The organism is Staphylococcus sp. GDY8P94P, assembly GCF_017892255.1.
Classification (GTDB): Bacteria; Bacillota; Bacilli; order Staphylococcales; family Staphylococcaceae; genus Staphylococcus; species Staphylococcus cohnii.
Map to the genome: position 1 here is coordinate 57,735 of NZ_JAESKU010000025.1, position 23,655 is coordinate 81,389.

Annotated in this window: 26 protein-coding genes; 4 read left to right on the forward strand and 22 right to left on the reverse strand. The window is 32.2% G+C overall.

The window, feature by feature from the left end:
* Positions 1–133: 133 nt before the first annotated feature.
* Entirely contained in the window at positions 134–1,384 is a 1,251-nt protein-coding gene (locus tag KA926_RS13245; RefSeq protein ID WP_210144582.1) for a lipid II:glycine glycyltransferase FemX, read from the reverse strand.
* 365 nt (positions 1,385–1,749) lie between these two features.
* A complete protein-coding gene (locus tag KA926_RS13250; RefSeq protein ID WP_107385094.1) occupies positions 1,750–2,511 on the reverse strand; it encodes a VOC family protein in 762 nt (253 codons plus the stop codon).
* A 228-nt stretch (positions 2,512–2,739) separates the two neighbouring features.
* On the opposite strand from KA926_RS13250, the gene KA926_RS13255 reads away from it, so the two are divergent.
* Both KA926_RS13255 and KA926_RS13260 read left to right on the forward strand, forming a co-directional pair.
* On the forward strand, positions 2,740–3,174 hold the full coding sequence (locus KA926_RS13255) for a MarR family winged helix-turn-helix transcriptional regulator (protein ID WP_107386332.1): 435 nt from the start codon (positions 2,740–2,742) through the stop codon (positions 3,172–3,174).
* Between the two features lies 1 nt (position 3,175).
* Positions 3,176–4,384: an MFS transporter gene (locus KA926_RS13260; protein WP_107386333.1), complete on the forward strand. Its 1,209-nt coding sequence runs from the start codon at positions 3,176–3,178 to the stop codon at positions 4,382–4,384.
* A gap of 281 nt (positions 4,385–4,665) precedes the next feature.
* On the opposite strand, the gene KA926_RS13265 is transcribed toward KA926_RS13260, so the two are convergent.
* From KA926_RS13265 to KA926_RS13295, 7 genes are all read right to left on the reverse strand, one after another.
* On the reverse strand, positions 4,666–5,013 hold the full coding sequence (locus tag KA926_RS13265; RefSeq protein ID WP_019468084.1) for a transcriptional regulator, SarA/Rot family: 348 nt from the start codon (positions 5,011–5,013) through the stop codon (positions 4,666–4,668).
* A 479-nt stretch (positions 5,014–5,492) separates the two neighbouring features.
* Positions 5,493–6,515 carry a GTP 3',8-cyclase MoaA gene (moaA, locus tag KA926_RS13270; protein WP_107504800.1) on the reverse strand — a complete coding sequence of 341 codons (1,023 nt, stop codon included), beginning with the start codon at positions 6,513–6,515 and terminating at the stop codon, positions 5,493–5,495.
* 12 nt (positions 6,516–6,527) lie between these two features.
* A complete protein-coding gene (mobA, locus tag KA926_RS13275; protein ID WP_210144585.1) occupies positions 6,528–7,136 on the reverse strand; it encodes a molybdenum cofactor guanylyltransferase MobA in 609 nt (202 codons plus the stop codon).
* Between the two features lie 7 nt (positions 7,137–7,143).
* Positions 7,144–7,377: a molybdopterin converting factor subunit 1 gene (moaD, locus tag KA926_RS13280; RefSeq protein WP_019468087.1), complete on the reverse strand. Its 234-nt coding sequence runs from the start codon at positions 7,375–7,377 to the stop codon at positions 7,144–7,146.
* A gap of 2 nt (positions 7,378–7,379) precedes the next feature.
* Positions 7,380–7,826, reverse strand: coding sequence for a molybdenum cofactor biosynthesis protein MoaE (locus KA926_RS13285; protein WP_107384120.1), 447 nt, complete (start codon positions 7,824–7,826; stop codon positions 7,380–7,382).
* Positions 7,827–8,312, reverse strand: coding sequence for a molybdopterin-guanine dinucleotide biosynthesis protein B (gene mobB / locus KA926_RS13290; protein WP_119535710.1), 486 nt, complete (start codon positions 8,310–8,312; stop codon positions 7,827–7,829).
* The gene (locus tag KA926_RS13295) at positions 8,309–9,568 is read right to left on the reverse strand and encodes a molybdopterin molybdotransferase MoeA (protein WP_119535709.1); all 1,260 of its coding nucleotides are present in this window, start codon (positions 9,566–9,568) and stop codon (positions 8,309–8,311) included. The genes mobB and KA926_RS13295 overlap by 4 nt, the downstream gene beginning before the upstream one ends.
* Before the next feature lie 64 nt (positions 9,569–9,632).
* Here KA926_RS13295 and moaC point away from each other — a divergent pair, with 64 nt between their 5' ends.
* On the forward strand, positions 9,633–10,112 hold the full coding sequence (gene moaC, locus KA926_RS13300) for a cyclic pyranopterin monophosphate synthase MoaC (protein ID WP_107384123.1): 480 nt from the start codon (positions 9,633–9,635) through the stop codon (positions 10,110–10,112).
* Positions 10,113–10,174: 62 nt separating this feature from the next.
* Here the strand turns inward: moaC and KA926_RS13305 are convergent, their stop codons facing one another.
* From KA926_RS13305 to KA926_RS13350, 10 genes are all read right to left on the reverse strand, one after another.
* Entirely contained in the window at positions 10,175–10,675 is a 501-nt protein-coding gene (locus tag KA926_RS13305; protein ID WP_119535708.1) for a MogA/MoaB family molybdenum cofactor biosynthesis protein, read from the reverse strand.
* 11 nt (positions 10,676–10,686) lie between these two features.
* Positions 10,687–11,691, reverse strand: coding sequence for a ThiF family adenylyltransferase (locus KA926_RS13310; RefSeq protein ID WP_119535707.1), 1,005 nt, complete (start codon positions 11,689–11,691; stop codon positions 10,687–10,689).
* Positions 11,692–11,967: 276 nt separating this feature from the next.
* Positions 11,968–12,798, reverse strand: coding sequence for an MBL fold metallo-hydrolase (locus KA926_RS13315; RefSeq protein ID WP_210144587.1), 831 nt, complete (start codon positions 12,796–12,798; stop codon positions 11,968–11,970).
* Positions 12,799–12,870: 72 nt separating this feature from the next.
* Positions 12,871–13,476, reverse strand: a complete 606-nt coding sequence (locus KA926_RS13320) for an ATP-binding cassette domain-containing protein (RefSeq protein ID WP_210144589.1) — start codon at positions 13,474–13,476, stop codon at positions 12,871–12,873.
* Entirely contained in the window at positions 13,476–14,147 is a 672-nt protein-coding gene (gene modB, locus KA926_RS13325) for a molybdate ABC transporter permease subunit (protein ID WP_210144591.1), read from the reverse strand. The genes KA926_RS13320 and modB overlap by 1 nt, the downstream gene beginning before the upstream one ends.
* Before the next feature lie 12 nt (positions 14,148–14,159).
* Complete coding sequence (gene modA / locus KA926_RS13330; protein ID WP_210144593.1) at positions 14,160–14,945, reverse strand: molybdate ABC transporter substrate-binding protein; 786 nt, start codon at positions 14,943–14,945, stop codon at positions 14,160–14,162.
* Between the two features lie 106 nt (positions 14,946–15,051).
* Positions 15,052–16,542: a UDP-glucose--hexose-1-phosphate uridylyltransferase gene (galT, locus tag KA926_RS13335; protein ID WP_210144595.1), complete on the reverse strand. Its 1,491-nt coding sequence runs from the start codon at positions 16,540–16,542 to the stop codon at positions 15,052–15,054.
* A gap of 3 nt (positions 16,543–16,545) precedes the next feature.
* Positions 16,546–17,538 (reverse strand): UDP-glucose 4-epimerase GalE, encoded by a 993-nt coding sequence (galE, locus tag KA926_RS13340; RefSeq protein ID WP_210144597.1) that lies wholly within the window; start codon positions 17,536–17,538, stop codon positions 16,546–16,548.
* A gap of 29 nt (positions 17,539–17,567) precedes the next feature.
* Positions 17,568–18,728 (reverse strand): galactokinase, encoded by a 1,161-nt coding sequence (locus tag KA926_RS13345; RefSeq protein WP_210144599.1) that lies wholly within the window; start codon positions 18,726–18,728, stop codon positions 17,568–17,570.
* A 99-nt stretch (positions 18,729–18,827) separates the two neighbouring features.
* Positions 18,828–19,844, reverse strand: a complete 1,017-nt coding sequence (locus KA926_RS13350; protein ID WP_210144601.1) for a LacI family DNA-binding transcriptional regulator — start codon at positions 19,842–19,844, stop codon at positions 18,828–18,830.
* A 167-nt stretch (positions 19,845–20,011) separates the two neighbouring features.
* Here KA926_RS13350 and fdhD point away from each other — a divergent pair, with 167 nt between their 5' ends.
* Positions 20,012–20,800: a formate dehydrogenase accessory sulfurtransferase FdhD gene (gene fdhD / locus KA926_RS13355; RefSeq protein ID WP_210144603.1), complete on the forward strand. Its 789-nt coding sequence runs from the start codon at positions 20,012–20,014 to the stop codon at positions 20,798–20,800.
* Between the two features lie 322 nt (positions 20,801–21,122).
* Here the strand turns inward: fdhD and KA926_RS13360 are convergent, their stop codons facing one another.
* The 3 genes from KA926_RS13360 to KA926_RS13370 all read right to left on the reverse strand — a co-directional run bounded on the left by KA926_RS13360 (position 21,123) and on the right by KA926_RS13370 (position 23,560).
* Entirely contained in the window at positions 21,123–21,875 is a 753-nt protein-coding gene (locus KA926_RS13360) for a GNAT family N-acetyltransferase (RefSeq protein WP_210144605.1), read from the reverse strand.
* Between the two features lie 30 nt (positions 21,876–21,905).
* Positions 21,906–22,454 carry a biotin transporter BioY gene (locus KA926_RS13365; protein ID WP_210144607.1) on the reverse strand — a complete coding sequence of 183 codons (549 nt, stop codon included), beginning with the start codon at positions 22,452–22,454 and terminating at the stop codon, positions 21,906–21,908.
* 188 nt (positions 22,455–22,642) lie between these two features.
* Entirely contained in the window at positions 22,643–23,560 is a 918-nt protein-coding gene (locus KA926_RS13370; RefSeq protein WP_210144610.1) for an ABC transporter substrate-binding protein, read from the reverse strand.
* Positions 23,561–23,655 lie beyond the last annotated feature (95 nt).

Genomic DNA, 23,655 nt, shown 5'->3' on the forward strand with positions numbered 1-23,655 from the left:
ATTGCATTTATTTTCTTTATGTATAATCATATCTATGTATTTTCTAAACTCATAAAAAATGCACGTTATAAAGTTTAAGTTGCATATTAAAACTTTATAACGTGTCTACTTTTTTACAAAACTACAAACAAAACTATTTACGTTTTAATTTACGTGAAAGCTTAATTTTAGTCTTAGTCAACTTCGGCTTAACATTTTCAATAACTTGATATAATGGTTTATTTAACACATAATCAAATTCACCTATTTTTTCACTTAAATACGTTCCCCATACTTTCTTAAATGCCCATAATCCATAATGGTCTGATTCCTTGTCTGGATCATTATCTGTACCACCAAAATCATATGTTTTTGCGCCGTGTTCTCGAGCGTATTGCATCATAGCAAATTGCATGTGATGATTTGGCAAGAAGTCTCGGTAGTCATTAGATGATGCACCATAAAGATAGTAGGATTTATTTCCAGCAAACATTAGCAATGCACCTGATAAATATAATCCCTCTGGGTGCTTAGCTTCTAACGCTTCCATTTCATTAATAAGTTCTTGTGTTTTTTTCATTTTATTGTCAGCATCGTTTATTTTATTTAATGTCTTTTTATCTTGTTTTTTGTCAGCCAGCTTTACTTTTTCCGCTTCTAATTGTGCGATGTCTTGACGTAAATCTTTAAGGACTGGTTTAGGTTCCAATTTCACTAAAAATAATTCCGCATCTCCATCTGGATGTAAAGCATCGTATATGTTTTGGAAATAGCTAATATCTCTAGTTAAAAAGCCATCTCTTTCGCCAGTGATTTTCATTAACTCTGCAAATGTTTTCAAACCTTCTCTATCAGAACGTTCTACTTTCGTACCACGCTTTAATGCTAACCTTACTTTTGAACGATTACGTCTTTCAAAACTTTGAATTAACGCATCATCGTTTTTATCAATCGGTGTTATCATTGTCATTCTTGGTTGAATATAATCTTTCGAAAGTCCTTCTTTAAAACCTTTGTGTTTAAACCCTAATGATCTTAAATGCGTTAGTGCATCAGCACCTTTATCTACTTCAACATCGGGATCAATTTTAATTGTATAAGCTTTTTCTTCTTTTGCAATTTGAATTGCGTATTCTAGCAATGTTTCTAATGCTAATTTATTACTATAATCCGTTACAAAACCTCTTGAAATATAGCATAGCGTATAAGGTAATTTAGGAACCTTTTTAAATAATAACTGCGCCACACCTAAAATTTCACCATCTTCACCTACTGCGATACACTTTGAGTACCAGCCAGTCAATTTCTTTGTTTCTGCCCACTTTGTTAATTGCAATAAGTCACCTTGAGGGTGCGCTTTAACAAAGGCATCATGCGCTTGGTTCGTTATATTCATCTTTTCCATAAACCTGATATCTCCTTTTACCATTACATACTTTGTTATTATACATTGCTTCACACATTCTTTCACATCATTTCCCATTATTTGATATAATAATATACGAAATGAGGTGTTTTTGTGCGTATCATTATCTTGTCATTACTTTTTTTAATAAATTTAATTTTTGTAATCCAAACATTTAATACAACTTTTAATGTTTCATATTTAAGTATAAGAATTATTCTCGCTGTTTTTACATTTGTAGTAACGGGTTATTTACTACTTTTATCTAATAACAATAAATGGGGAACTTACTTAACTATTTTAACACTAATAATTTCTTTGATACACATCATTGTTATTGCACATAGTATGTATGTTTACATTTATTAATCTGCTTCAACTTTGTACTTAAGCCCTCTAATGATTAATGTATATGGTGAAGTTGTATTATCATCTTTCAAAGTAACTGCTTTATAACCCGAATATTCACCATCATATATATGATATACAATATCATCGTTTTCCAATTTTAATGTCGTGAATGTTTCTGTGTTGTTCACGATTTCCATTCCAAACCACTGTTGCCATTTTTCAACCGTATGTGCTCTTTCTGTGCTATTAATTTCAATACTTTTTATGCTAAAAGCATTTTGGCGTAATGGTTTTAACTTTTCTTCTCTTGCTTCAATATTTTCATTCCATTGAATAAAAAATGGCGGCTTCACCCTATAATCAGGATCAGCTATATATAACAAGCGCCATGTAGTCTTTTCTCCTTTTGTGTTTTCTCGTTGCATTTCAACAGGACCTATGACATCTATACTTTGTGCTTCCAGCGTTTCTTTTAATTTGGTAATATCTTGCGTTTGAAATGCTATTGTTTTTAATCCTTCTTTATAATGATCTTGAACAATTTTCGAAGGAAACGACACTCGACCTTCTTCACTTTTTACAATTTTTTGCAATTTCTCTGGTTTATAAATATCTAATAATTCAATGTAAGCATTATTTAAGTAGGCTAAACGATTGTATGTGCCCAATTTCTCATGTTTACCACCTTGATATAGTGTAAATAAATGACCTGGGAATTTGAAATTATCTAATTGTTGTACATAATGAACGATATGATCTAACTTTAAATCTTGCATACCTTTATCCCCCTAATTTTCCTTTACATTTATTTTAACAAATTGTATACATGTTTACTTCTGATAACCCATTATAATGATTTAAATTGCAATTATAAATTTATCTTTATTCAGATATCAAAAGCATCACTTAATAAATAGGTATTGCTTTCCCTGTCCAAATAGGCTAAAATATAACTTGTTCAAAATTAAGTTAGCTTTGCTAACCATTTTCGGAGGTATGCTTTCATGCAAAATAAATTTGTATTTGATAACATCATCGCAATTTATAGACCGTATACAAAAATGTTCCAACCTATCTTTGAATCATTTGATCTATATCCTGCACAATGGCTCGTTTTAAAAGATATTTCCTACAATGCACCAACCACTTTAGTACAAATTTCAAAACGACGCTCTATTGAGAAGCCTACCACAAGAAAAATATTAAAAGTACTTTCTGAAAAATCTCTATTAACTGTTGAAACAGGTACAGATAAACGAGAAAAATGGCTTTCACTTTCTCCAAAAGGAGAAAACCTTTATAAAAACATCAGTTCACGTGTAGATAAAGTGCAAGACGAAATTATTAAAAATACAGGTTTATCAGTTTCAGAAATTGAACATATTACAAAATCACTTCAACTTATTCACGCGCAAATTTTAGAAATGGAGGAATTTTAACATGAATCAAACAGCATCGATGAAGTCACCAATTTGGACGAAAAATTTTAATATCAATTTCATTACAAACTTTTTAGTTTACTTATGCATGTATTTGCTTATCGTCATCATAGCGAGTTATACAAAAACTGAATATCATGCGTCAGACAGTATGGCGGGACTCGTGTCTGGATTATTTATTATCGGTTCTTTAATTGGACGATTTATCACTGGAAAGTATGTTAATAAAATAGGTCCTAAACGTATTTTAATCATTGGTTTAATCTTATTAATCATCACACAATTGTTTTATTTTATAGAAGGTGCCTTAGCTGTTCTAATGTTCACGAGATTAGTTAATGGTATTGCTACTGGGGTTACTACGACAGCAACGGGGACAATTGCTGCTTATGCAACACCACAAGAGAGAAAAAGTGAAGGTATTAGCTTGTTTTCTTTAAGTTTAGTTATAGGCGCTGCAATCGGCCCATTTTTTGGCCTTTTACTTATTAATACATTCCCAATTCAATTGCTATTTTTGCTTTGTTTAATGTGCGGTATCATCAGTTTTATCATTTCATTTTTTATTAAGTTAGATATCGATATCACTAGTGATATCCCGAAAACACAAACAACTGAAAGCAAAAAATTTAATATTAATAATTACATCGCCAAAGAAGCATTACCTGTGGCAATTATTATGCTCCTTGCAGGATTATCTTATTCGTCTATCCTGACATTTTTACAATTTTTTGCCCAAGAAATCAATTTAGTTACAGTATCTAGTTATTTCTTTATTTTTTATGCTATTGCATCACTCATTACAAGACCAATTGCTGGTAGAATGATGGACCTCAAAAACGAAAACGTCATCGCTTATCCTGCTTTTGTCTTTTTAATCCTTACATTTTTAACATTAAGTATTACAAATAATAGTTGGTTATTAATTCTTGCTGGGTTACTCCTTGGCGCTGGTTACGGCAATATTTCATCTTGTATGCAAGCCATTGCAATCAAAGTATCTCCACCAGCTAAATATGGTATTGCTACCTCAACCTACTTTATCGGTTTAGACTTAGGATTAGGTTTTGGACCTTATGTATTAGGCTTTGTAACATCTACAGTGTCATTCGCTCAATTATACGCTATTATGGGCGTATTGGTTTTAATTACTGGTGTTATTTATTACTTCGTTCACGGTAGAAAAGTAAAACACATGAATGCTTATTAATTTTTTCATAAAACAATAAGTTAAGGTTACTGTAAATTATTTGCTTTAGCTGCCAACAAAACTATTTTTGTTGGCAGTTTTTTTGTACTCATTTTAATTATGAACCATCCAGTATTACTTTATATATTTAAATTTGAATAATAGTTATTTCAAGGTTATTATTCAATTTGAATGATCGTATATTTTAAGTTTATTAAAAAAACCAAATGCTATTATAGCACTTGGCTTATCTCTTATTTATATCATTGTCATTGATAATTATCTAATTGTAACTTTAGTGATTAAGCAACTTTTATGTTTTCAATTTCTTTTATAATATCATCTATTACTTTTAACTGCTCATCAGTGTAATAATAGAACACTTGTCTTTCATCTGTTTCTGATCGAACTTTTGAGATCAACTCTTTTTTATAAATCTTTCTTATAATCACATCTATTTTACTAGTGTCCCATAACATTTCAAAATGTAAGGTATCTCTTAATTCTTTTCCACTAATTTTATTAGCTTCATAAACTTTAAACAACACTACAAATTCTTCAATAGATAAACGGTGAACTGACTTCAACCAATGTTTCAACTGACTTAAAGCCCTCTCAGATGTAATATAAAATGATGCTTTACTTTCCATAAATTTGGCCTCCTCATGATTTACTTTCATTGTTAGTATTGGCTTTATATAATGAATAAGCTTTTAAAATATTATATAACACTTTCTTCATTAAATCTATTATTTTAAAAGAAACAGATAAATAAATTTTACTATTGTAAAGTTTTTATATAGCTACAATTGATTATGGTAATATTTTTCTATTGTTCATTATCTTTAATCGTTAAAAAAATACTTATGTATAATACATTTTCATATAAAAATATCTTTCCACATTTTTGAAATCATTTCACATAAGATATGAGTTCAAATTATAATAAAAAAGAGTAGAAGATAATTCAAATTGAAACTTTGAATTATTTCCTACTCCTAATATTTTTTTAATAATCACAATAGTGATTATAATTATAAAGTTATTAGTTATTTAAACTTTTTAAATATTTAATAGCTGATTATCATGGTCAAATGTTCAGTTCTCATAAATGCTATCTCCTAATAAATCAGCCACCAATATAGTTCATATTGATTTTTTTACGTTTTCTATTGGCTACTGTTTGCGCTGTACGTTCATCTGAATATCTATCATCACGAATATTCCATAAAGCTTTAAACTGTTCAAACAGTGCCTCATCTGACACACCAGATCGCATAAATGATTTCACATTAAACCCGTCCACGGTACTAAATAGACAACCATAAAACTTACCATCTGATGATAATCTCGCACGTGTACATGTAGAACAGAATGATTCAGACACACTTGTAATCAGACCAAATTTAGCACCATTATCTTTATGTCGATAATATTTTGCAACTTCACCAAAATACTTGGGTTCCACAGGTTCAATATCAAATGATGACTCTACCATTTTTAACATTTCATCTTTTGTTACAACCTTACTGAAATCCCAACCATTATCATTACCGACGTCCATAAATTCAATAAAACGTATTTCAATATCTTTATCTTTAAAATATTGAATCATAGGTAAAATTTGATCATCATTCACACCTTTTTGAACAACTACATTTACTTTTACATGAAAACCTATTGAGACCGCATAATCTATTTGTTGTAAAATCGTGGAAGCTTTAATATTTCGATTATTTATAGCTTGGAACACTTTGTCATCAATCGCATCTAAACTCACATTAATACGTCTTAAACCAGCATCATATAATTTTTGGCCGTGTTTTTTTAATAATAAACCATTAGTGGTTAAACCAATATCTTCTATACCATCAAGTTGGTTCAACTCATATATTAATTTATATAAATCTCTTCTTAATAAAGGCTCTCCACCTGTAATACGTATTTTTTTGACTCCTAAACGTGTATAAACTTTAGCGATACGTACCATTTCATCAAAAGTGAGTAATTCATCTTTGGGTAGGAAAACAAAGTCATCGCCAAATATTTCTTTCGGCATACAATAGTCACAACGAAAATTGCAACGATCTGTAACTGACAACCTCAAATCTCGAATTGGACGTCCAAGTTTATCAGTTATTTGTTCTACCATCTGATCAGCCTCCTATATATTCATAATGTCGTGATGTAAATCTATTAAGTCTTGTTGATAGTTAATATTTTTGTACCAATAATCAGATGAACCAATTTCACGCACATCTAACCAATCACTTTTGACTTTTGAATAGACATTCTTAAGGCTGTAATCGCCTGATTCCAATGCTGATTCTATAAAAGATAGAGTATGCGGGCTGTAAAAAGCCATCGTTGGAATGGGCATTCCATCTTCTTGGAAACCGGCGATATCTAGTTGATCTTCTATTAAATGTTCCACCATAAATTGATACAATTTACTTATTGCTTTTTGTGTAATCATAGGTGTATCTACAGATATGACAAAGAAAAGTGTTTCGTCTGAATGTTGTCTCATTACTGAGTAAATACCAACCAGTGGACCTTTACCTTTGTTTTTAGCATGATCGATAACAATCTTATCATGATCAAATTCATGTGCTAACGTTTCATTAGTACTAATAATTATTTCATTAAACATATTAGTAGCTTCTAAAACTTCAATGATACGTTTGTAAAACATTTGATAGTTAATCTCTGCAAACGCTTTTGGTTTACCAAATCTTTCTGATTGTCCTCCAGCTAGTATAATTGCTTTCATATGTCTATTACCCTCCACTAACTGGTGGTATCAACGCTACAGTATCATTAGACGTTACGATATCATCACCTTTGACAAATTCTTCATTAACTGCAATTTGAAACTTTTTGTTATTAATATTAGGGTAACGCTCAAACAAATCTGTTACAAATTCATCAACGGTAATATCATAACTTAAGTCAATATCTTCTGAACTTTTACCCAAAACTTCTTTGATTTCCGCAAAGTATAATACTTTCATAACTATTCTCCTCCAACTGCATCCTCATGGCTACCATGTTGGTGACCTTGCCATTCAGCACCATCTTCCCAAATTTCTTTTTTCCAAATGGGTACTACCTCTTTAATACGTTCAATTGCATATTCATTAGCACGATAAGCATCTTTTCTATGTGGCGAAGAAACACTTATCAATACTGCAATATCTGATATCGCTAGTGGCCCAATTCTATGAACAATAGCCGTTTTTGTCCCCGGCCACTTTTGTGAAATCTCATCACCTATTTGTGCCAACTTTTTTTCTGCCATAGGTATATAAGCTTCATACTCCAAATATTCTGTTTTGACTCCCTGTGTCCACTCACGTACATGACCTGTGAAAATAACAACGGCACCTTGATGTTCATTGAGAACATACTGACGATATTGTTCTGTTGCTATTGGCTCGTTTATAACCTCAAATTGTTTCATTCAATCCATTCCTTTTTCATTAACGAAAGATAATAACCATTGTTCAAATTTTTGAAGTGCTAATGGTTGCTCAATATTAATATCGTACTGAATATTTGATAATTTATTTAGCTGTTGGTAATCAGCATTATCACGATATATCAGCACTTTATCATAATTTGCTTCTTTGAATCCTTCTACTAAAATGATGTCACTGTCTATTGTAACAGATTTATCAATGATTTCATCCAGTCTTTGATTTTCAATTCGTGTAACTGTTTGTTGTAGATGGTGACCTTGAACGATACTTTGATCCGCACCAGCATTAAAATGTTTCATGTGATCAACAGTATCCGTTTGAAGTTCAATATCTGATAGGTTTAAGTCATGTTGACCATGATGTTTAATCGTTGCTACGCAAAAACCATGCAATTTTAAAAATTTCACTGCATGTGTCATCAATGTTGTTTTCCCTGAATTTTTATAACCTATAATTTGTAATATCATAGCGTAGTGTCCACTTCATATGTTTGCGATTCAGTTAAAATGACATCAACTGTGTGACCTTTTTGATATCCTCTTGTACCACTTGGTAACACAATCATTGCATTGCTATGTGCAATTGCTACTACTGCACCAGACTTATTAAATCCTGATGGTACCACTGTCATCTCTTTACCATTAAAAGTCACTGTTGCTCGAATAAATCTTGTAAACGGATTTGGCTTTTTAAAGTCTTCCATAAGTGTAGCTTGTACAATTTGTGGATATATAGCTTTGGCGCCCATCATGTGCTGTATTGCAGGTTTGACATAGAGTTCAAATCCAGTGAAACAAGCAGATGGATTACCTGATAATCCAAATAAATATTTATTATTAGCAACAGCTACTGTAGTTACACTACCGGGACGCATGGCAATTTTGTTAAACAGGACTTGCGCATTGACCGCTTCATAAATTTGAGGCAAATAATCGAAATCTCCTACAGATACACCGCCAGTAGTGATTATAATATCATGCTCAGCCATAGCTTCACGCATCACTTGAATACTACTATTCAAATCATCTTGTTGAATTTTATAAGCATTGACTTCTAAGTGATGCTTTTTAGCTAAAGCAGTTATCATAGGGCCATTTGAATTACGAATTTTTCCTGGTTCTAAATCATCTCCAACATCCAATAATTCACTTCCTGTAGCGATAACAGCCACGCTAGGTTTTTCAAAAACCGGAACTTCTGTATAGCCATATGTTGCTAAAACAGCTATAGACCCTGGATTAACACATTGACCTTTTTCTAATAAAATATCTCCAACCTTTGTCTCTTCACCTTTTAACGAAATATTCTCATTTTCGCTAAATGTTTTTCTTATTGTAAAATCTTGTTCTCCTTCGACAGTTTGTTCAAGCATAACGATGGCATCAGCACCTTCAGGTATTTGTGCACCTGTCATAATTCTCACGGCTTCAAATGCTCCAACTGTTTTAGTTGAAACTGACCCCGCTCCAATGTGGTCAATAACTTTAAATTTAATGCGATTGTCACCGCTTGCACCTTTTGTATCAATACTTCTTAACGCAAAACCATCATATGGTGATTTATCAAACCTTGGTATTTTATGGGTCGCTATAATATCTTCAGCTAAAATGTAATTTAAGCTTTCTGCTAAAGGTAAAGTGATTTTATCCATAAAAATTTCTTGGTTTATCACACGTTGAATTGCTTCACTCACTGGAATTGGGTTTCTTTTCTCTACAGACATCGCAAATCTACTCCTTATAATTAATAATTTCATGATATACTAGAACACGATTAGGAGGGATACTTTGACTGAATTTACGCATATTAACAAACAAGGGAATGCGAAAATGGTAGACGTCTCTGATAAAAACATAACAAAACGTTCAGCTACTGCGCATTCAAGTATAACGGTAAATCCAGCGATTTATGAACAAATCGTTGATCACACTAACCAAAAAGGAAATGTGCTTAATACTGCTCAAATTGCTGGTATTATGGCAGCAAAAAATACAGCTGATATTATACCGATGTGTCACCCGTTACCTTTAACTGGTATAGATATCACATTTGATTGGCAAAAAAAAGCACAATCATTCATTTTAAATATACAGGCAACCGTCTCTACAACTGGAAAAACTGGTGTGGAAATGGAAGCACTTACTGCCGCTTCAGCTGTAGCACTTACAGTTTATGATATGACAAAAGCTTTAGATAAAGGCATGGTCATTGGCGAAACTTACCTACTCTCAAAAACAGGTGGCAAATCTGGTGATTACAAAAGATAATTGTCTTAAATATTAATATGTAAGAGATAGAGTCCGACGAACATATAAACGTTGGGCTCTAATTATTTTGTAATCTCTTGAACTAAATGATTCAGTTCTGGTTTAATGAGCTTATTCAATGCTAATTTCACTGCGCCCGTAGAGCCAGGTATACTAAAAATCAATTTATCATTTACGGTACCTGCAATAGCTCGAGATAATAACGCACGTGTTCCAACATCTTCTGCATAACTTAAATATCTAAATAATTCTCCAAACCCTTCGATTTCTTTAGTAATCAAACTGGATACAGCCTCTATCGTTACATCTCTTTGTGCTATACCAGTTCCACCTGTAGTGATAATCACATCAATATCTTCTGCTAACCATTGCTTAATTTGCTGAGTAATTGCTGTTTGCTCATCTTTAACAATCTTATAATGCGATTCAGAAATCGTAACATTTAATGTAGAGATTAGCTCTTTAACTAATTTACCACCTTTATCTGTTTCATAATCTCTTGTATCAGAAACTGTTAATACTGCACATTTAATATATCTATCAAGTTTAACATTTGTATGCATATTGAACCTCCTTAGCCAAATAATTGGTTGATTAACGTCATCGCTTGTTGTGGGTTAGTCATACCATGAATCAATAACCTTCCGCCTTTAAAGCTAACTATTCTATGTGCTTTATATTCAAAATGTAACATGTAAGGGTTGCGTTGATATGGAATCTCTTGTTGTTGCAAAAATGTCTCCAACATTTCCTGGGAAATTTCAGGGTTTTCATATTGAACAGTATCCCTTCCACATAAAGTTGCAAATTGCCTTTGTGTTGTATTGAGATACGGATATGTTGGTTGTGTGCCACAAGTTTTACAAGCGCTATCTTGCAATTTTTTAAATCCAAATGTAAAATGTGTGCCTTCCCAGATATCACCGTAAGTAACTTTAGGTGCAATTGTTGCGCCTGTTAATATTTTCAATGCATCTTTTAATTGTAAACTAGTCGTCATAGTGACTGCTGGCTGAATGACACCTACTGTATCACAAGTCATATTAATTGCAGGTAGCTGTGGAATCAAACAGTTAAAACAAGGTGTTTGTTCAGGTATAAACGTCGCTTCCACATAAGTACTTTGTACCACACCACCATAAATCCAAGGTATAGCAGCTTTATAGGCAAAATCATTTATCAATTGTCTCGTTTCAAAATTATCTGTTGCATCTAAAATAAGTTGTACATCTTGCGCGTATGTTTCTAAAAATAACCGATCGACATGTGCAATGTGTAAATGCAATCTCAAATTTTGACGTATAGCCATTAAATTACGTTCTGCTGCAACTACTTTTGGTAATTTATCTGCTGCATCCATTTCTGTAAACATCGTTTGGCGTTGTAAATTACTATATTCAATATAATCTCTATCTACAATTGTTAGTTCACCTACACCAGCTCTTACTAATCCTTCTGCTAGGTGCGTCCCTAAAGCTCCCATACCTATAATTAACACATGTGCATTCATAATTTTCTCTTGCCCAGATGTTCCTATATGTTTAAATAACATTTGTCTAGAATAACGTTCTACACTCACTATGAAACCCCTCACTTTGCGTCATTATTTTCATTATAAATCTTGAAGGTCTATGTAACAACGGTTTAAATTCATTATGCAAAAATCCTATATGCCACTTTTATTCATATTACCAATGCAAAACTTAACAAAATAAAAGAGTAAGAACGAAATCAAATTTAGATAGTGATTTCATATTCCTACTCTTTATCGCAAAACAGTTTCAAAAGATATAATGATACATTTATGGTGATTACTGATACTTTGATTTTTGACATTAAAGTCACTAATCATTATTTAAATTTGAATTTTTAATCCATCAAATGCAATGGTTGATTTTAAGCCATCTTCTTCTAATTGCTCTTCTAATTGTTTAATTTGTGCCTTCGTTAAACTTTCAGTAGCTTCAATATGAGTAAAATATGTATGCTTAGCATTAATAGCTTTAGCAATAGTCACACATTCATCAAATGTAGCCTCTCCTAAAGCATTTAACATACCTTCTGGATGAATACGTTCATTAGTTATAGGATTAACTTCATTGCTACCAAAAGGTAAAATAGCAACATCAACATTATTCAATTTCTCCGTTGGTCGGAAACCTTTAATCTCATCTGGAATAATAAGTATACGATTGGTATTTGTAGTTAAATAAAAACCAATCGCGAATTGTTCTGCTAATTGAATCCATTCTACCTTTGTGTCATCAAAATTAATTTCTGCATCATTGTCAACAATTACTAGGTTAATTACGCCTAATGATTCTAAATATTGAACATATTCCCAACGCGCAAAATATGCTTTAAAATCTTCCACTTCTTGAGTTGTAATATAAACCGTTGACGTTTTGGACTTAGGTACTTTGTGAATAAAATCAAAATTGAGTGTTTCCCATATTCTAATCCCCATCGTGTGATCTGGATGCCAATGAGAGTAAATGCCATATTTTATATCATAAATTTTTGATTGTCTTAGTTGTTGAAATATATCTTCTGAAGTGTCGATGAGTAATTGTAAATCATGAATGAAGATACCAGGCCCTGTTCGTTTTTGTGCATCTTTATGCTGTGAAACTGATTGATAAAGTGTTGGTATACCCCCAGAAGTTCCTAAACATTCGATAATCATTACATCAACCCTTACTTATTTATAAATGTGATTATAATTATTGCTCAACCATTCATAAATTATAGTTGCATATCACCCTATATTAATAATTTCATGTGCCAATATTTCAGCTTCATATTGCGAATGTGTAACAAAGATAATTGGTATATTCCATAATTTAAAAATTCGTTTTACTAACAAAATACTTTCTTCTTTCGTTGCATCATCTAAACTTGAAAACGGCTCATCTAGTAACATCAAGTCTGGTTTAGTACTTAAAGTTCTAGCTAATGCAACACGTTGGGATTCACCACCAGATAAGCGAATTGGAAATTTATCTTTTAAGTGAACAATATTTAGTTGATTCATTAAATTATCTATGTGCTGAGAGTACTGTGTCATAAAAGTAATATTTTGAAACACAGTCATATTTGGAAATAATTGATAATCTTGAAACAAATAACCGATATTGCGTTTTTGAATCTTCACATCAACATTTGAAGTAGTGTCTGTCAATATATGGTCGTTAATCTTTATAAACGCTTGGTCTGGTTGTTGTAAACCAGCAAGCATATTTAAAATTGTTGTTTTACCTATACCTGAAGGTCCTTTAATGGCATAGATTTTAGGTGTAGTATCATCTATTTCTACATGTATTTGCGTACTATTTAAAAGATGATCCAAAGATATATTTAGCATTAACGAACCTCCCGATAACCATCTTTATTCAATAGATTGATTGTACCAATTACAGTAACCGCAAATGCAACCAATACAATCACCCATAACCATGCTTGATTTTCTTTCCCTTGCTCTACTAAAAAGTATATTTCTAAAGGTAACGTGTTGGTTTTGTTAGGAATATAGCCTGCTACCATTAACGTAGCACCAAATTCTCCAATTGCCCGTGCAAAACTCATCATTACACCAGCAAGTATTGAACGCTTAGATAACGGTAAAACCAATTTAAAAAATATTTTACTTTCACTCGCGCCCATTGTTCTTGCTGTATTCAACATCTTGGGATCTATGCTACGAAACCCTTGTACAGTATGCTGATACATTAACGGAAAGCTTACAATGATAGATGCAAATATGGCACCAGTTAAAGTAAATACAACTGGCAAATGTAAAAAATCGCTGAAGAACCTACCAATCACACTACGAGGTGAAAATATAATCAGTAAAATAAAACCCATCACTGTTGGAGGTAACACGATTGGTAAAACAATGAAACTTTCTAAAAGTCTCGTTATAAAGCCACGACGCTTATACAACCATCTTGATATAAAAACACCTAATATCGTAACGATAATCGTGCTGATAACCGCAACCCTCAATGATATCCAAAATGGCGTGACATCTGGCATTTTTGCTACCTCCTATACTTTGAATTTATATTTTTTTAAAATTTCTTGTGCTTCATCTGTTTTTAAAAATTCAACCCAATCTGTTGCTAATTTTTTATCTGAAATCGTCGCTGACTTATATGTGATAGGCTGTTTTAACTCAGCTGTTTGAATTTCTTGCACATTACTATCACCATTTTTTTGACTTTGATATAAATCTGTTTTATAAACATAACCTAATTGGGCATTGCCTTTTTCAACATAATTTAATACTTGTCGCACGTCTTTGGCAAAAACTAAATGTGGTTTAACATCCTCATACAATTGATGATCTTTCAAGTATTGCTCAGCATATTTACCTGCAGGCACAGATTTAGCCTCACCTATAGCTAACTTTTCACCTTGCTTTAAATCAGACACATTTTTATATGTACTATTAGATTCACCTATAAGCACTAAATCATTTTGTGCGTATTCATATTTATTTTGAGCTTGTTTTCCTAATGCATCAATATCTTTTGTATTTGCAGACATAAATACATCTACAGGCGCCCCTTTCTCAATTTGCTGTCTCAAGGCTCCTGATCCACCATAATTAAATGTGATTTTAGCATTTTTATGTTTTTTATTAAATGCTTGTTCTAAATCTTTAGTAACATCTGTTAAACTTGCTGCAGCTGAAATATGTATTTCTTTTTTATTATCATCTTTATTGCTAGTATCTTTTTCACTATGATTATTTTCGCTATTAGAGCACCCAGTTATTAACATACAAATCATAATAGTAGCAATAATTAAAAAATGCCAAGTTCTTTTCATTTGATTGCCTCCTTTTTCATATAATTATATGCCTCTTTATTTCAAAAAAAAAGAGCGTATACTAAAGTAAAAATAACTTTGTATAGCTCAATTTTCAAAATATTTATTATAGCGATGTAATAAAAGTTTTAAATGCGTTTTGACCTTGTGGTGTGTTTTTAAATACACCCGCATCCTCTAGTACGCGTTTGAATTTAAAACCAAGTTCTTTTTCAATAATTTCCTCTACGTTCTTTTCATTAATATCATATCGTTGTGTCATGTCTTCTGCCCATGATTGATGTATACCTAACGATTGTTGTTGGTCACCTAATAAAAATGCCTTAACCTGTTGTAATTCTTGTTTTAATCTACCAGGTAAAATAGCAGTACCCATGACTTCTATTAATCCAATGTTTTCTTTCTTAATATGTTGGACGTCTTTATGAGGGTGAAAGACACCATCTGGATATTGTTCCGATGTTTGATTATCTCTTAAAACAATATCAAGTTCATATTGTTGTTCCTTATAACGTGCAATAGGCGTTACGGTATGATGACGCTCGCCATTTTTACTGTATGCGCTTATATCAACAGTTTCATCTGAATAATTATTCCATGCTTTTCTAATAAATTCTGCCGCCGCCACTAAGTCGTTTTTATCTTCACTTTTCAATCGAATGACGCTCATTGGCCAATACAAAGTCGAAGCTGCAACTGTTGGAAATTGTTTTAAACTAAAGTTGTGCTGTTCCTTAGCGTTGTCCATCGGAAATGTGTGTCTACCCGATTGATAATGATTATGCGTCAAAATTGAACCGCCAACGAGTGGAATATCTGCATTCGAACCAATAAAATAATGCGGAAATTTATCTACAAAATCCAACAGTTGTACAAATGTTTGCTTATCTATGTTCATAGGAACGTGTGATTGAGATAAAACGATGCTATGCTCTTTAAAATAGGCATATGGAGAATATTGAAATCCCCATTGTTCTTGTCCTAAATTCAATCTGATGATACGATGATTGGTTCTCGCTGCTTGTATTACAGAGCCTTTAAACCCTTCATTTTCCATGCATAGTGCACATTTAGGATAATCTGTTGCAGGCGCTTCTTTCGCTTTGGCAATTTGTTTAGCATCTTTTTCTGGCTTGGATAGATTGATTGTTATTTCCATGTCACCATACTCACTTGCTGTGTTGAAATTTATATTATGCGCAATTGCATCTTCTTTCACATAATGATTGCGTTTGGTTATGTTATAAAAATAGTCTGTCGCTTTCTTCGGACACTGTTGATATAATTCATAAAACTTTTGATTCAGTACAGATGGACGAGGTGTGATTAAATCTAATATTTGTGCTTCAATGATTTCTTTGCTATATAATGCGTCATCTATACATTTGGAATTGATCGCTTCTTGAATCCAGTGTTGTGTTATCTCAAGTGCAGTTGTCTCTGAATTAAATTTGGAAGTGGTTGTATCATCTATGCCTGAAGCATTTAAAATACTCAGCAACCTATTTTGAATATAAATGGCGTCTTCCGCTTCATAATCCCCATGTGCAATAGCGTGAGATACAAATAATTGGACAGCGTATTTATTCAATAACATGCATTATACCTCCTGATATCCGTTAGGGTGCTTTTCATGCCATTGCCAAGCAGAACCAATAATATCATGTATATCATCATGTTTAGGTTTCCATCCTAATACTTGCTGCGCTTTATTACTTGATGCAATTAATTTGCTAGGGTCTCCGGCTCTTCTTTCACCGACAACGGCATTTATTGTTTTACCTGTAACTTTTCTTGCTGCTTCTAAAATTTCAAACACAGAATAACCTTGGCTACTACCTAAATTAAATGCACCTGACTCTCCACCATTTTTCAAATGTTGAAACGCTAAGATATGCGCATCAATTAAATCGACGACATGTAAATAATCTCGTATGCAAGAGCCATCTTCCGTATCATAATCATCACCAAAAACAGTTAGTTCATCTCTTTGCCCTAAAGCTGCTTGTAATACAATTGGAATTAAATGCGTCTCAGGTCTATGGTCTTCTCCAATTGTGCCATCCTCTTTTGCTCCTGCAACATTAAAGTAGCGTAGTGCAGCATAATTCACACCATAAGCTTCATGACTCCAATGCATCATTTTTTCCATCATTAATTTACTCTCACCATAAGGACTTGTTGGCGTTTTAGAATCATCCTCTGTAATTGGCACAGAATCTGGTTCACCATATACAGCTGCAGTTGATGAGAAAACAATATGCGCTACCTCATGATCATACATAACTTCTAACAATACCTGTAAACCATTAACATTATTATTGAAATAGGTTAGTGGTTTTTCAACAGATTCACCAACTAATGAATATGCACAAAAATGAAATACACCTTCAATATTTTCGTTATTAAATACATTTTCTAAAAATGCCTTATCACGAATATCACCTTCGTAAAATTTTGCTTTGTTGTGTATTGCTGCTTTATGTCCAGTGCCTAAATTATCTACAACAACAACATCATAACCTCTATGAATTAATTGATCTACTGCATGACTTCCAATATAACCTGCGCCACCTAATACTAGTACACCCATGAAAAAATCCTTCCTTTTTTAATTTGATTTTAAATTGTTTTTACACCATCACTAATGCCGACATGATAAAACGATGGTTCATAACCAATTTTTTCTATATATTTTTTTGTAACTTTATCTTCTAATGCTTGGATTTGATTTTTGTGCACTAATGCAATTGCACAACCTGCAAAACCTGCGCCTGTCATTCTAGCACCGAGCACACCTTCTACTTGTTGAGCTGTTTCTGCCAACGTATCAAGTTCAATACCTGTTACTTCATAGTCATCTTTTAAAGATGCATGTGAATCATTTAATAATTGCCCAAATTTTTCAAAATTATTATCGGATAATGCTTGATAAGCAAGTTTCGTACGTTCATTTTCTGAAACGGCATGTTTTGCTCTTCTACGTTTTACGTCATCTTTAATAAGCATTTGATGTGCTTTAAATTGGTCCATTGTTAATTCACCTAAAGATTCAATATTCAACTTTTGTTGTAATGATGACAGCGCAGATTCACATTCACTTCTGCGTTCATTATATTTACTTTCAGTTAATGAGCGACGTTTATTGGTATTCATAATCGATATGACATAGTCTCCAAATTTTGCCGGTACAAATTCATAATTTAACGTTGCAGTATCTAGTAATACGGCATGTTCTGCTTTCCCCATCCCTATTATAAATTGATCCATAATTCCTGAATTGACACCCATAAATTGATTTTCAGTACGTTGTCCTATCTTAATGAGTTCTAATCTCTCTAAATTTAAGTTGAATAACTGTTTTATCAGCCAACCGGTTAATAATTCTATTGATGCAGAAGATGAAAGACTAGCGCCATTTGGAATATTACCTTCTATCAAAATATCAAAGCCTTGTTTAATTTCTGAAAAAGCTTCTACTAAATATTTAATAACACCTTTGGGATAATTCGCCCAATCATGTTCCTTATCAAAATCTAAATGGTCTAAATCGAAGGTGATCATACCGACCGTTTCAAAATTATTAGAATATAGGCGAACCAAATTATCTTCTCGTTTAACCGCTAAACCATATGTGCCTAATTCAATTGCAGCTGGAAAAACATAACCTCCATTATAATCCGTATGTTCTCCAATTAAGTTAATTCTTCCTGGTGCAAATGCACGCACTTCAGGCTGTTTGTTAAATATTCTTTCAAATTTCTCACGCATAGCTTCTAACATAATATTCCGCTCCTTTAAAAAACGATATAAACCAGAATCGAACTCCTTAGTAAACTTAAGTAAAGTTTACTTGTTTACTAAATGTTTTGTCAATATACATTACTTGTTAACTTTAAAGGTCATTCTTTCTTTTAATTGTGCTTCTGCTATAACATGTATGGCAATTTGTCTTGTTTTATTTATTCTCTCTTCAGCCATTCTTACTGCTATTTTCCCATAGTCGTCTATTGGGATATGTACACTACTGATAGAAGGAACTGCATACTGAATGACTTCTAAATCATTAAAACTTATCAATTTTATATCATCAGGTAAAGTGTATTTTTTTAGTTGTAATTGTTGCAAGATACCTATTGCAATCATATCGTTACCTGCAATAAAAACTTGTGGCAAATGATGGTTTTGTAATAATTCGTTTACTGCATTTATACCATCTTCTTTATTCCAACCATTCATCAATAATCTACCTTTTCTTTGATGCTTGTCACACCAGTCAGTAAATGCGGTATATCGCTTATCTTGAATATTTGGACTATTCAATGTTGGCATACCAGCAAGATTTTTTATTGTATGCGTACCACCTACATAAACAATATCCTTTAAACCTGAACGATCTATATCATTTAATAATTGAATCATAGCATCATATAAATCTGAATAAACAGCATCAACAGATTTAGGTGTGTTAGCGTTATTGATAACCACAATATTCTGATTGTAACTCTGCAATTCTAAAATAGCTTCTGAAGCAAAATTCCCCACAACAATAATTGCACCAGCCTTTGCTATTTTAGTGAAATCAATAGGATCATGTTCACCATCAATTCGAAGCGTTCTTTTTAATGATAAATTTAAACGTTTCACCTCCGCTTCAATGGCAAGTCTAATCTCACGATAATACGGATCAGACATTTCTTTGGCTCGTGATGCATAAGTAATAATTTGTATACTTTTATTTTTTCTTTCAGACTTTTTATATTGAAAATTATCTGCTATATCATATATTCTTTTTCTCGTTTCTTGAGCGACAGATAAGGTAGGGTCGTTATTTAACACACGAGAAACCGTACCTGGACTCACCTTTGCTTCTTTCGCAATATCTCTTATACTAGCCATTCATCGAGTCACCTCTCAACTTCATGTTTACTATAAGTTTACTTCTAAGCATGATATATATCAAACATATATTATAGTTATAAGTATGTTTATGAATACAGTTTATTTTTTTTGCAACAAAAAATAAGCTAAAATAGTTAGTGAATAGGAACTGGGGGATAAATACTATGAATGAAGATGTTTTGACAAATCAACATATTGTTAGATATGAAAACGGCAAACTTATTGAAACAACAGATCACTACGTCACAGAATTCCCACTGACAATCATGGTCAATGGAGAAGAATTTGTTACAGTCATTTGCAGTCCAAATCATATGGAAGAATTAGTCTTAGGTTTTTTAGCTTCAGAAGGTGCTATTTTAAAAAGTGATGATTTAAAATCTATCCAAATAGACGACAGTAAAGGTTTTGCCCATGTAGAATTAACCAAATCACTTAATGACCGTTTTGAATACTCTACGAAACGTATGATTGCATCATGTTGCGGTAAGAGTCGTGAATTTTATTTCCATAATGATGCTGCTATAGCGAAAACATCTATGTCTAAAATTAAACTTACCCCTCATCAAGTACTTAATATGATGACACGTTTACAAAGCGCAAGTAAAATTTTCAAACAGACTGGTGGCCTACATAATGCTGCCATTAGTGATGGAGAGACATTTTTTGAACACAGACAAGATATTGGTAGACATAATGCTTTAGATAAACTTTATGGTTATTGTATACAACGACATATACCTGTGCGAGATAAAGTATTAATTTTTAGTGGGCGCATATCTTCTGAGATTCTTATTAAAGCTGCGAAAATTGGCGTTGGTGTTATTTTATCTAAATCCGCACCAACTACATTAGCTGTAACGCTTGCCAATGATTTAAATATTACAGCAATTGGTTTTATTCGCGATGGTAATTTTAATGTTTATAGCCATCCAGAACGCATAACATCATAATGATAAAAAAAGTATTCCTCACTCTGTGAAAATATCAAATTACAGGCAAATCTTATGTGATATGTCACCTAATTTTTGTTTTTATATCCATTGAGTTATGCAATATTATAAAAGCACGTATACTCATTCACTATTAAAATATTGAGTGTGAATTGGTGCAGACACATACAAAAAAGCATTAGCCAAATATGAAAGTATAAAGCTACGCCTTCAGAAATCGTGCATAAAAAATGTCGACAAAGTTGGAGACTTTGTCGACAAGCTAATATCTTCACTATGTGAAAATACTTTTTATATTATAGTAAAAAACATTGGAGCTTATTCAAATATCTTCTTTTACAATATGATAGCAAAAGCTTATAAATACATAACCTTGCTTCACATACATTTCTTTAGCACTATCTTCTCCATCGGCAATCAGTATCAATGGTTTTTGCATGGCTAATTCTGCGACAAAACTTTGCATCACGCTACCAACACCTTGCCTTTGATGACATGCTAATACGCCAAAACCATCAATTTCAACAGTTGTCTCATCTATAATCAAATCTAATATACCAGCCGGAACACCTTGCTTATAAGCTATAAGACGTGTTTTAGCATCATTAATATATTGATTTTTAATCATATTAGAACTTTCCCTGACATATTCCTCACCGTATGGTGCTGCGAACTGGCTATGAACACCGATATAATCATCTATGGTATGCTCATCCACCACTTTAACTTCGATTTCAGAATCTACATATTTTTCGAAATTTTGAGGTTCAATCGCATATAACTCCATTAGACCTAATTCAAATTGTTCTTGATTAATTAATGCTATCCATTGTTGATCCAATTCTATATTTTCAGGAAAGGTAAAGGTTAAATGATTAGAGCTCTGTTGCTTATGCATATGTGTTTGTGTAGCAATATCTGCTTTCCATTGTTTAATTGAAGGCATTTGTTTGTACACCCATTTATTTGCATCAAATACTAAAGGAATTTGAGGAGTTAAATAAATTACTTTATCTTCATCTTCAGCATAAATATTCCCAGGTTGGAAAATATTGTTTAAAGTAATGTTTGCCATCATTTTCACTCCCCTTTATCGAAACTGATTCTACTTAAGTAATTGTTTAAATCGACTATGATTTAACATGATATTACCAATTAAGCTGGCAATCAGAGCTTTAATAATATCACCAGGCATAAATACAAAAGAAAGCATAATAGATTTAGAAATCGGTAAATTTGTTATAAGTCCCATTATAATCGTACCAACAACATCTAATAAAACGACCCCTATCACTACTGTTGTTATCAATAATACAATAAAGTTGATTCTTTTCAAATATAAGTCTCTTACAAGTCCAATGAGATATGTAACAACAGGATACATAAATAAAAAACCTGCTGATGGCCCTGCAAATACACCAATACCACCACGACCACCTGATAGCAACGGTAAACCAGCAACTACTAAAAGTAATAAAACAACAATACTCAATGTTCCATATTTACGACCTAATAGAATAGCAGCTAGAAATATACCAATATTTTGTAAAACAATTGGAACAGGCATTATTGGTAACGGGATTGCAGGTACAAAACCTAAAACTGCAATAATTGCAGTCATTAAAGCAGTATAAACTAAATATTTCGTTGACATCATCAAACCTCCTTTAATGAAAAAAATTATACCACAAATGTAAACTATTAAAAACAAAAAGTTTACAATAAAAAATGCCCTTTTTATAAACAAAAACATGAGCCCGGACAACTTTACTTCGTCCAAAGCTCATGTTTTATTTTGATGATGTCTAATTAAGCCTCTAAAAAATTACTATAACCAACGCTTTATGAATTAGATTTCAAAAATTTCTCTTTCAAATCTTTTCTCATAAATTCCAATGTATAAGGATCGTTATACCAATAAGTTTCTGCTTGTACCTCTATGACATGATCATTTTTAACTGCAGATAAATTGTTCCAAAGATCGGTTTTTTTATAACCTGGTTTTGATTTACCTTCGCTTGTAGAAACAATATAATCACCAGCATAATCCGCTATTTTTTCTTGTTTAATTTCAGCCCAGCCTTCTTTTTTAACTAATTCGTTAAGTTTATCAGGCATTTTTAATCCAAAAGCTTGGTAAATGACTTCACCACCACGACCCCAGTTAGGACCGTATGTGTAAAGTTTTTTATCGAATTCATCAAATATTGATACTGTTGTATTTTCACCAATTTTCGCTTTGATTACTTCACCATCTTTTTCAGTTTGTGATTTCCATTTTTCTTCCCATTTTTTTACTTTATCTTCTTTTCCAAGTAATTTACCTAATTGTCTTTGTTGGTCTAAATATTTATGCTTACCATAATCGTAAACTACTGTGGGTGCAATCTTTTTATACTTTTTAATGTTTTTATCTGTAGAGTAAGCTACGATTAAATCCGGTTTTGTTTTAGCAACTTTTTCAACATCATTTTCTCCAACTTTTTCAACATCTTTAAATTTATCTTTTAAAATATTACTGCTATCGACTTGCTCATTAACTGCTACAATTTTGCCTCCTAAATATTTAATTCCACCTGCATATGTAGGTGCAACAACTGCAATACGTTCTGGATTTTTAGGTATATCAATTTTCTTTCCGCTATCTAATGTATAAGCTTTTGTATCTTCTTTTTTACTATCTGAGCCACTTTCAGATTGTTTCCCACAAGCAGCTAATATTAAAACCATTACAATAATTGGAAATATTAATTTTTTCATAAGGTCCCTCCGTTGAAAATGATTATCATTACCAATGAATTATATAATGATTATAAAATTTGTACAATAGAAAACGATAAAGTCCGTATAATTGT

Excerpts from the sequence above, each read along its gene's own strand:
- KA926_RS13245 (WP_210144582.1), bottom strand. The coding sequence starts at position 1,384 with ATGGAAAAGATGAATATAACGAACCAAGCGCATGATGCCTTTGTTAAA.
- KA926_RS13250 (WP_107385094.1), bottom strand. The coding sequence starts at position 2,511 with ATGCAAGATTTAAAGTTAGATCATATCGTTCATTATGTACAACAATTA.
- KA926_RS13255 (WP_107386332.1), top strand. The coding sequence starts at position 2,740 with ATGCAAAATAAATTTGTATTTGATAACATCATCGCAATTTATAGACCG.
- KA926_RS13260 (WP_107386333.1), top strand. The coding sequence starts at position 3,176 with ATGAATCAAACAGCATCGATGAAGTCACCAATTTGGACGAAAAATTTT.
- KA926_RS13265 (WP_019468084.1), bottom strand. The coding sequence starts at position 5,013 with ATGGAAAGTAAAGCATCATTTTATATTACATCTGAGAGGGCTTTAAGT.
- moaA (WP_107504800.1), bottom strand. The coding sequence starts at position 6,515 with ATGGTAGAACAAATAACTGATAAACTTGGACGTCCAATTCGAGATTTG.
- mobA (WP_210144585.1), bottom strand. The coding sequence starts at position 7,136 with ATGAAAGCAATTATACTAGCTGGAGGACAATCAGAAAGATTTGGTAAA.
- moaD (WP_019468087.1), bottom strand. The coding sequence starts at position 7,377 with ATGAAAGTATTATACTTTGCGGAAATCAAAGAAGTTTTGGGTAAAAGT.
- KA926_RS13285 (WP_107384120.1), bottom strand. The coding sequence starts at position 7,826 with ATGAAACAATTTGAGGTTATAAACGAGCCAATAGCAACAGAACAATAT.
- mobB (WP_119535710.1), bottom strand. The coding sequence starts at position 8,312 with ATGATATTACAAATTATAGGTTATAAAAATTCAGGGAAAACAACATTG.
- KA926_RS13295 (WP_119535709.1), bottom strand. The coding sequence starts at position 9,568 with ATGTCTGTAGAGAAAAGAAACCCAATTCCAGTGAGTGAAGCAATTCAA.
- KA926_RS13305 (WP_119535708.1), bottom strand. The coding sequence starts at position 10,675 with ATGCATACAAATGTTAAACTTGATAGATATATTAAATGTGCAGTATTA.
- KA926_RS13315 (WP_210144587.1), bottom strand. The coding sequence starts at position 12,798 with ATGATTATCGAATGTTTAGGAACTTCTGGGGGTATACCAACACTTTAT.
- KA926_RS13320 (WP_210144589.1), bottom strand. The coding sequence starts at position 13,476 with ATGCTAAATATATCTTTGGATCATCTTTTAAATAGTACGCAAATACAT.
- modB (WP_210144591.1), bottom strand. The coding sequence starts at position 14,147 with ATGCCAGATGTCACGCCATTTTGGATATCATTGAGGGTTGCGGTTATC.
- modA (WP_210144593.1), bottom strand. The coding sequence starts at position 14,945 with ATGAAAAGAACTTGGCATTTTTTAATTATTGCTACTATTATGATTTGT.
- galT (WP_210144595.1), bottom strand. The coding sequence starts at position 16,542 with ATGTTATTGAATAAATACGCTGTCCAATTATTTGTATCTCACGCTATT.
- galE (WP_210144597.1), bottom strand. The coding sequence starts at position 17,538 with ATGGGTGTACTAGTATTAGGTGGCGCAGGTTATATTGGAAGTCATGCA.
- KA926_RS13345 (WP_210144599.1), bottom strand. The coding sequence starts at position 18,728 with ATGTTAGAAGCTATGCGTGAGAAATTTGAAAGAATATTTAACAAACAG.
- KA926_RS13350 (WP_210144601.1), bottom strand. The coding sequence starts at position 19,844 with ATGGCTAGTATAAGAGATATTGCGAAAGAAGCAAAGGTGAGTCCAGGT.
- fdhD (WP_210144603.1), top strand. The coding sequence starts at position 20,012 with ATGAATGAAGATGTTTTGACAAATCAACATATTGTTAGATATGAAAAC.
- KA926_RS13360 (WP_210144605.1), bottom strand. The coding sequence starts at position 21,875 with ATGGCAAACATTACTTTAAACAATATTTTCCAACCTGGGAATATTTAT.
- KA926_RS13365 (WP_210144607.1), bottom strand. The coding sequence starts at position 22,454 with ATGTCAACGAAATATTTAGTTTATACTGCTTTAATGACTGCAATTATT.
- KA926_RS13370 (WP_210144610.1), bottom strand. The coding sequence starts at position 23,560 with ATGAAAAAATTAATATTTCCAATTATTGTAATGGTTTTAATATTAGCT.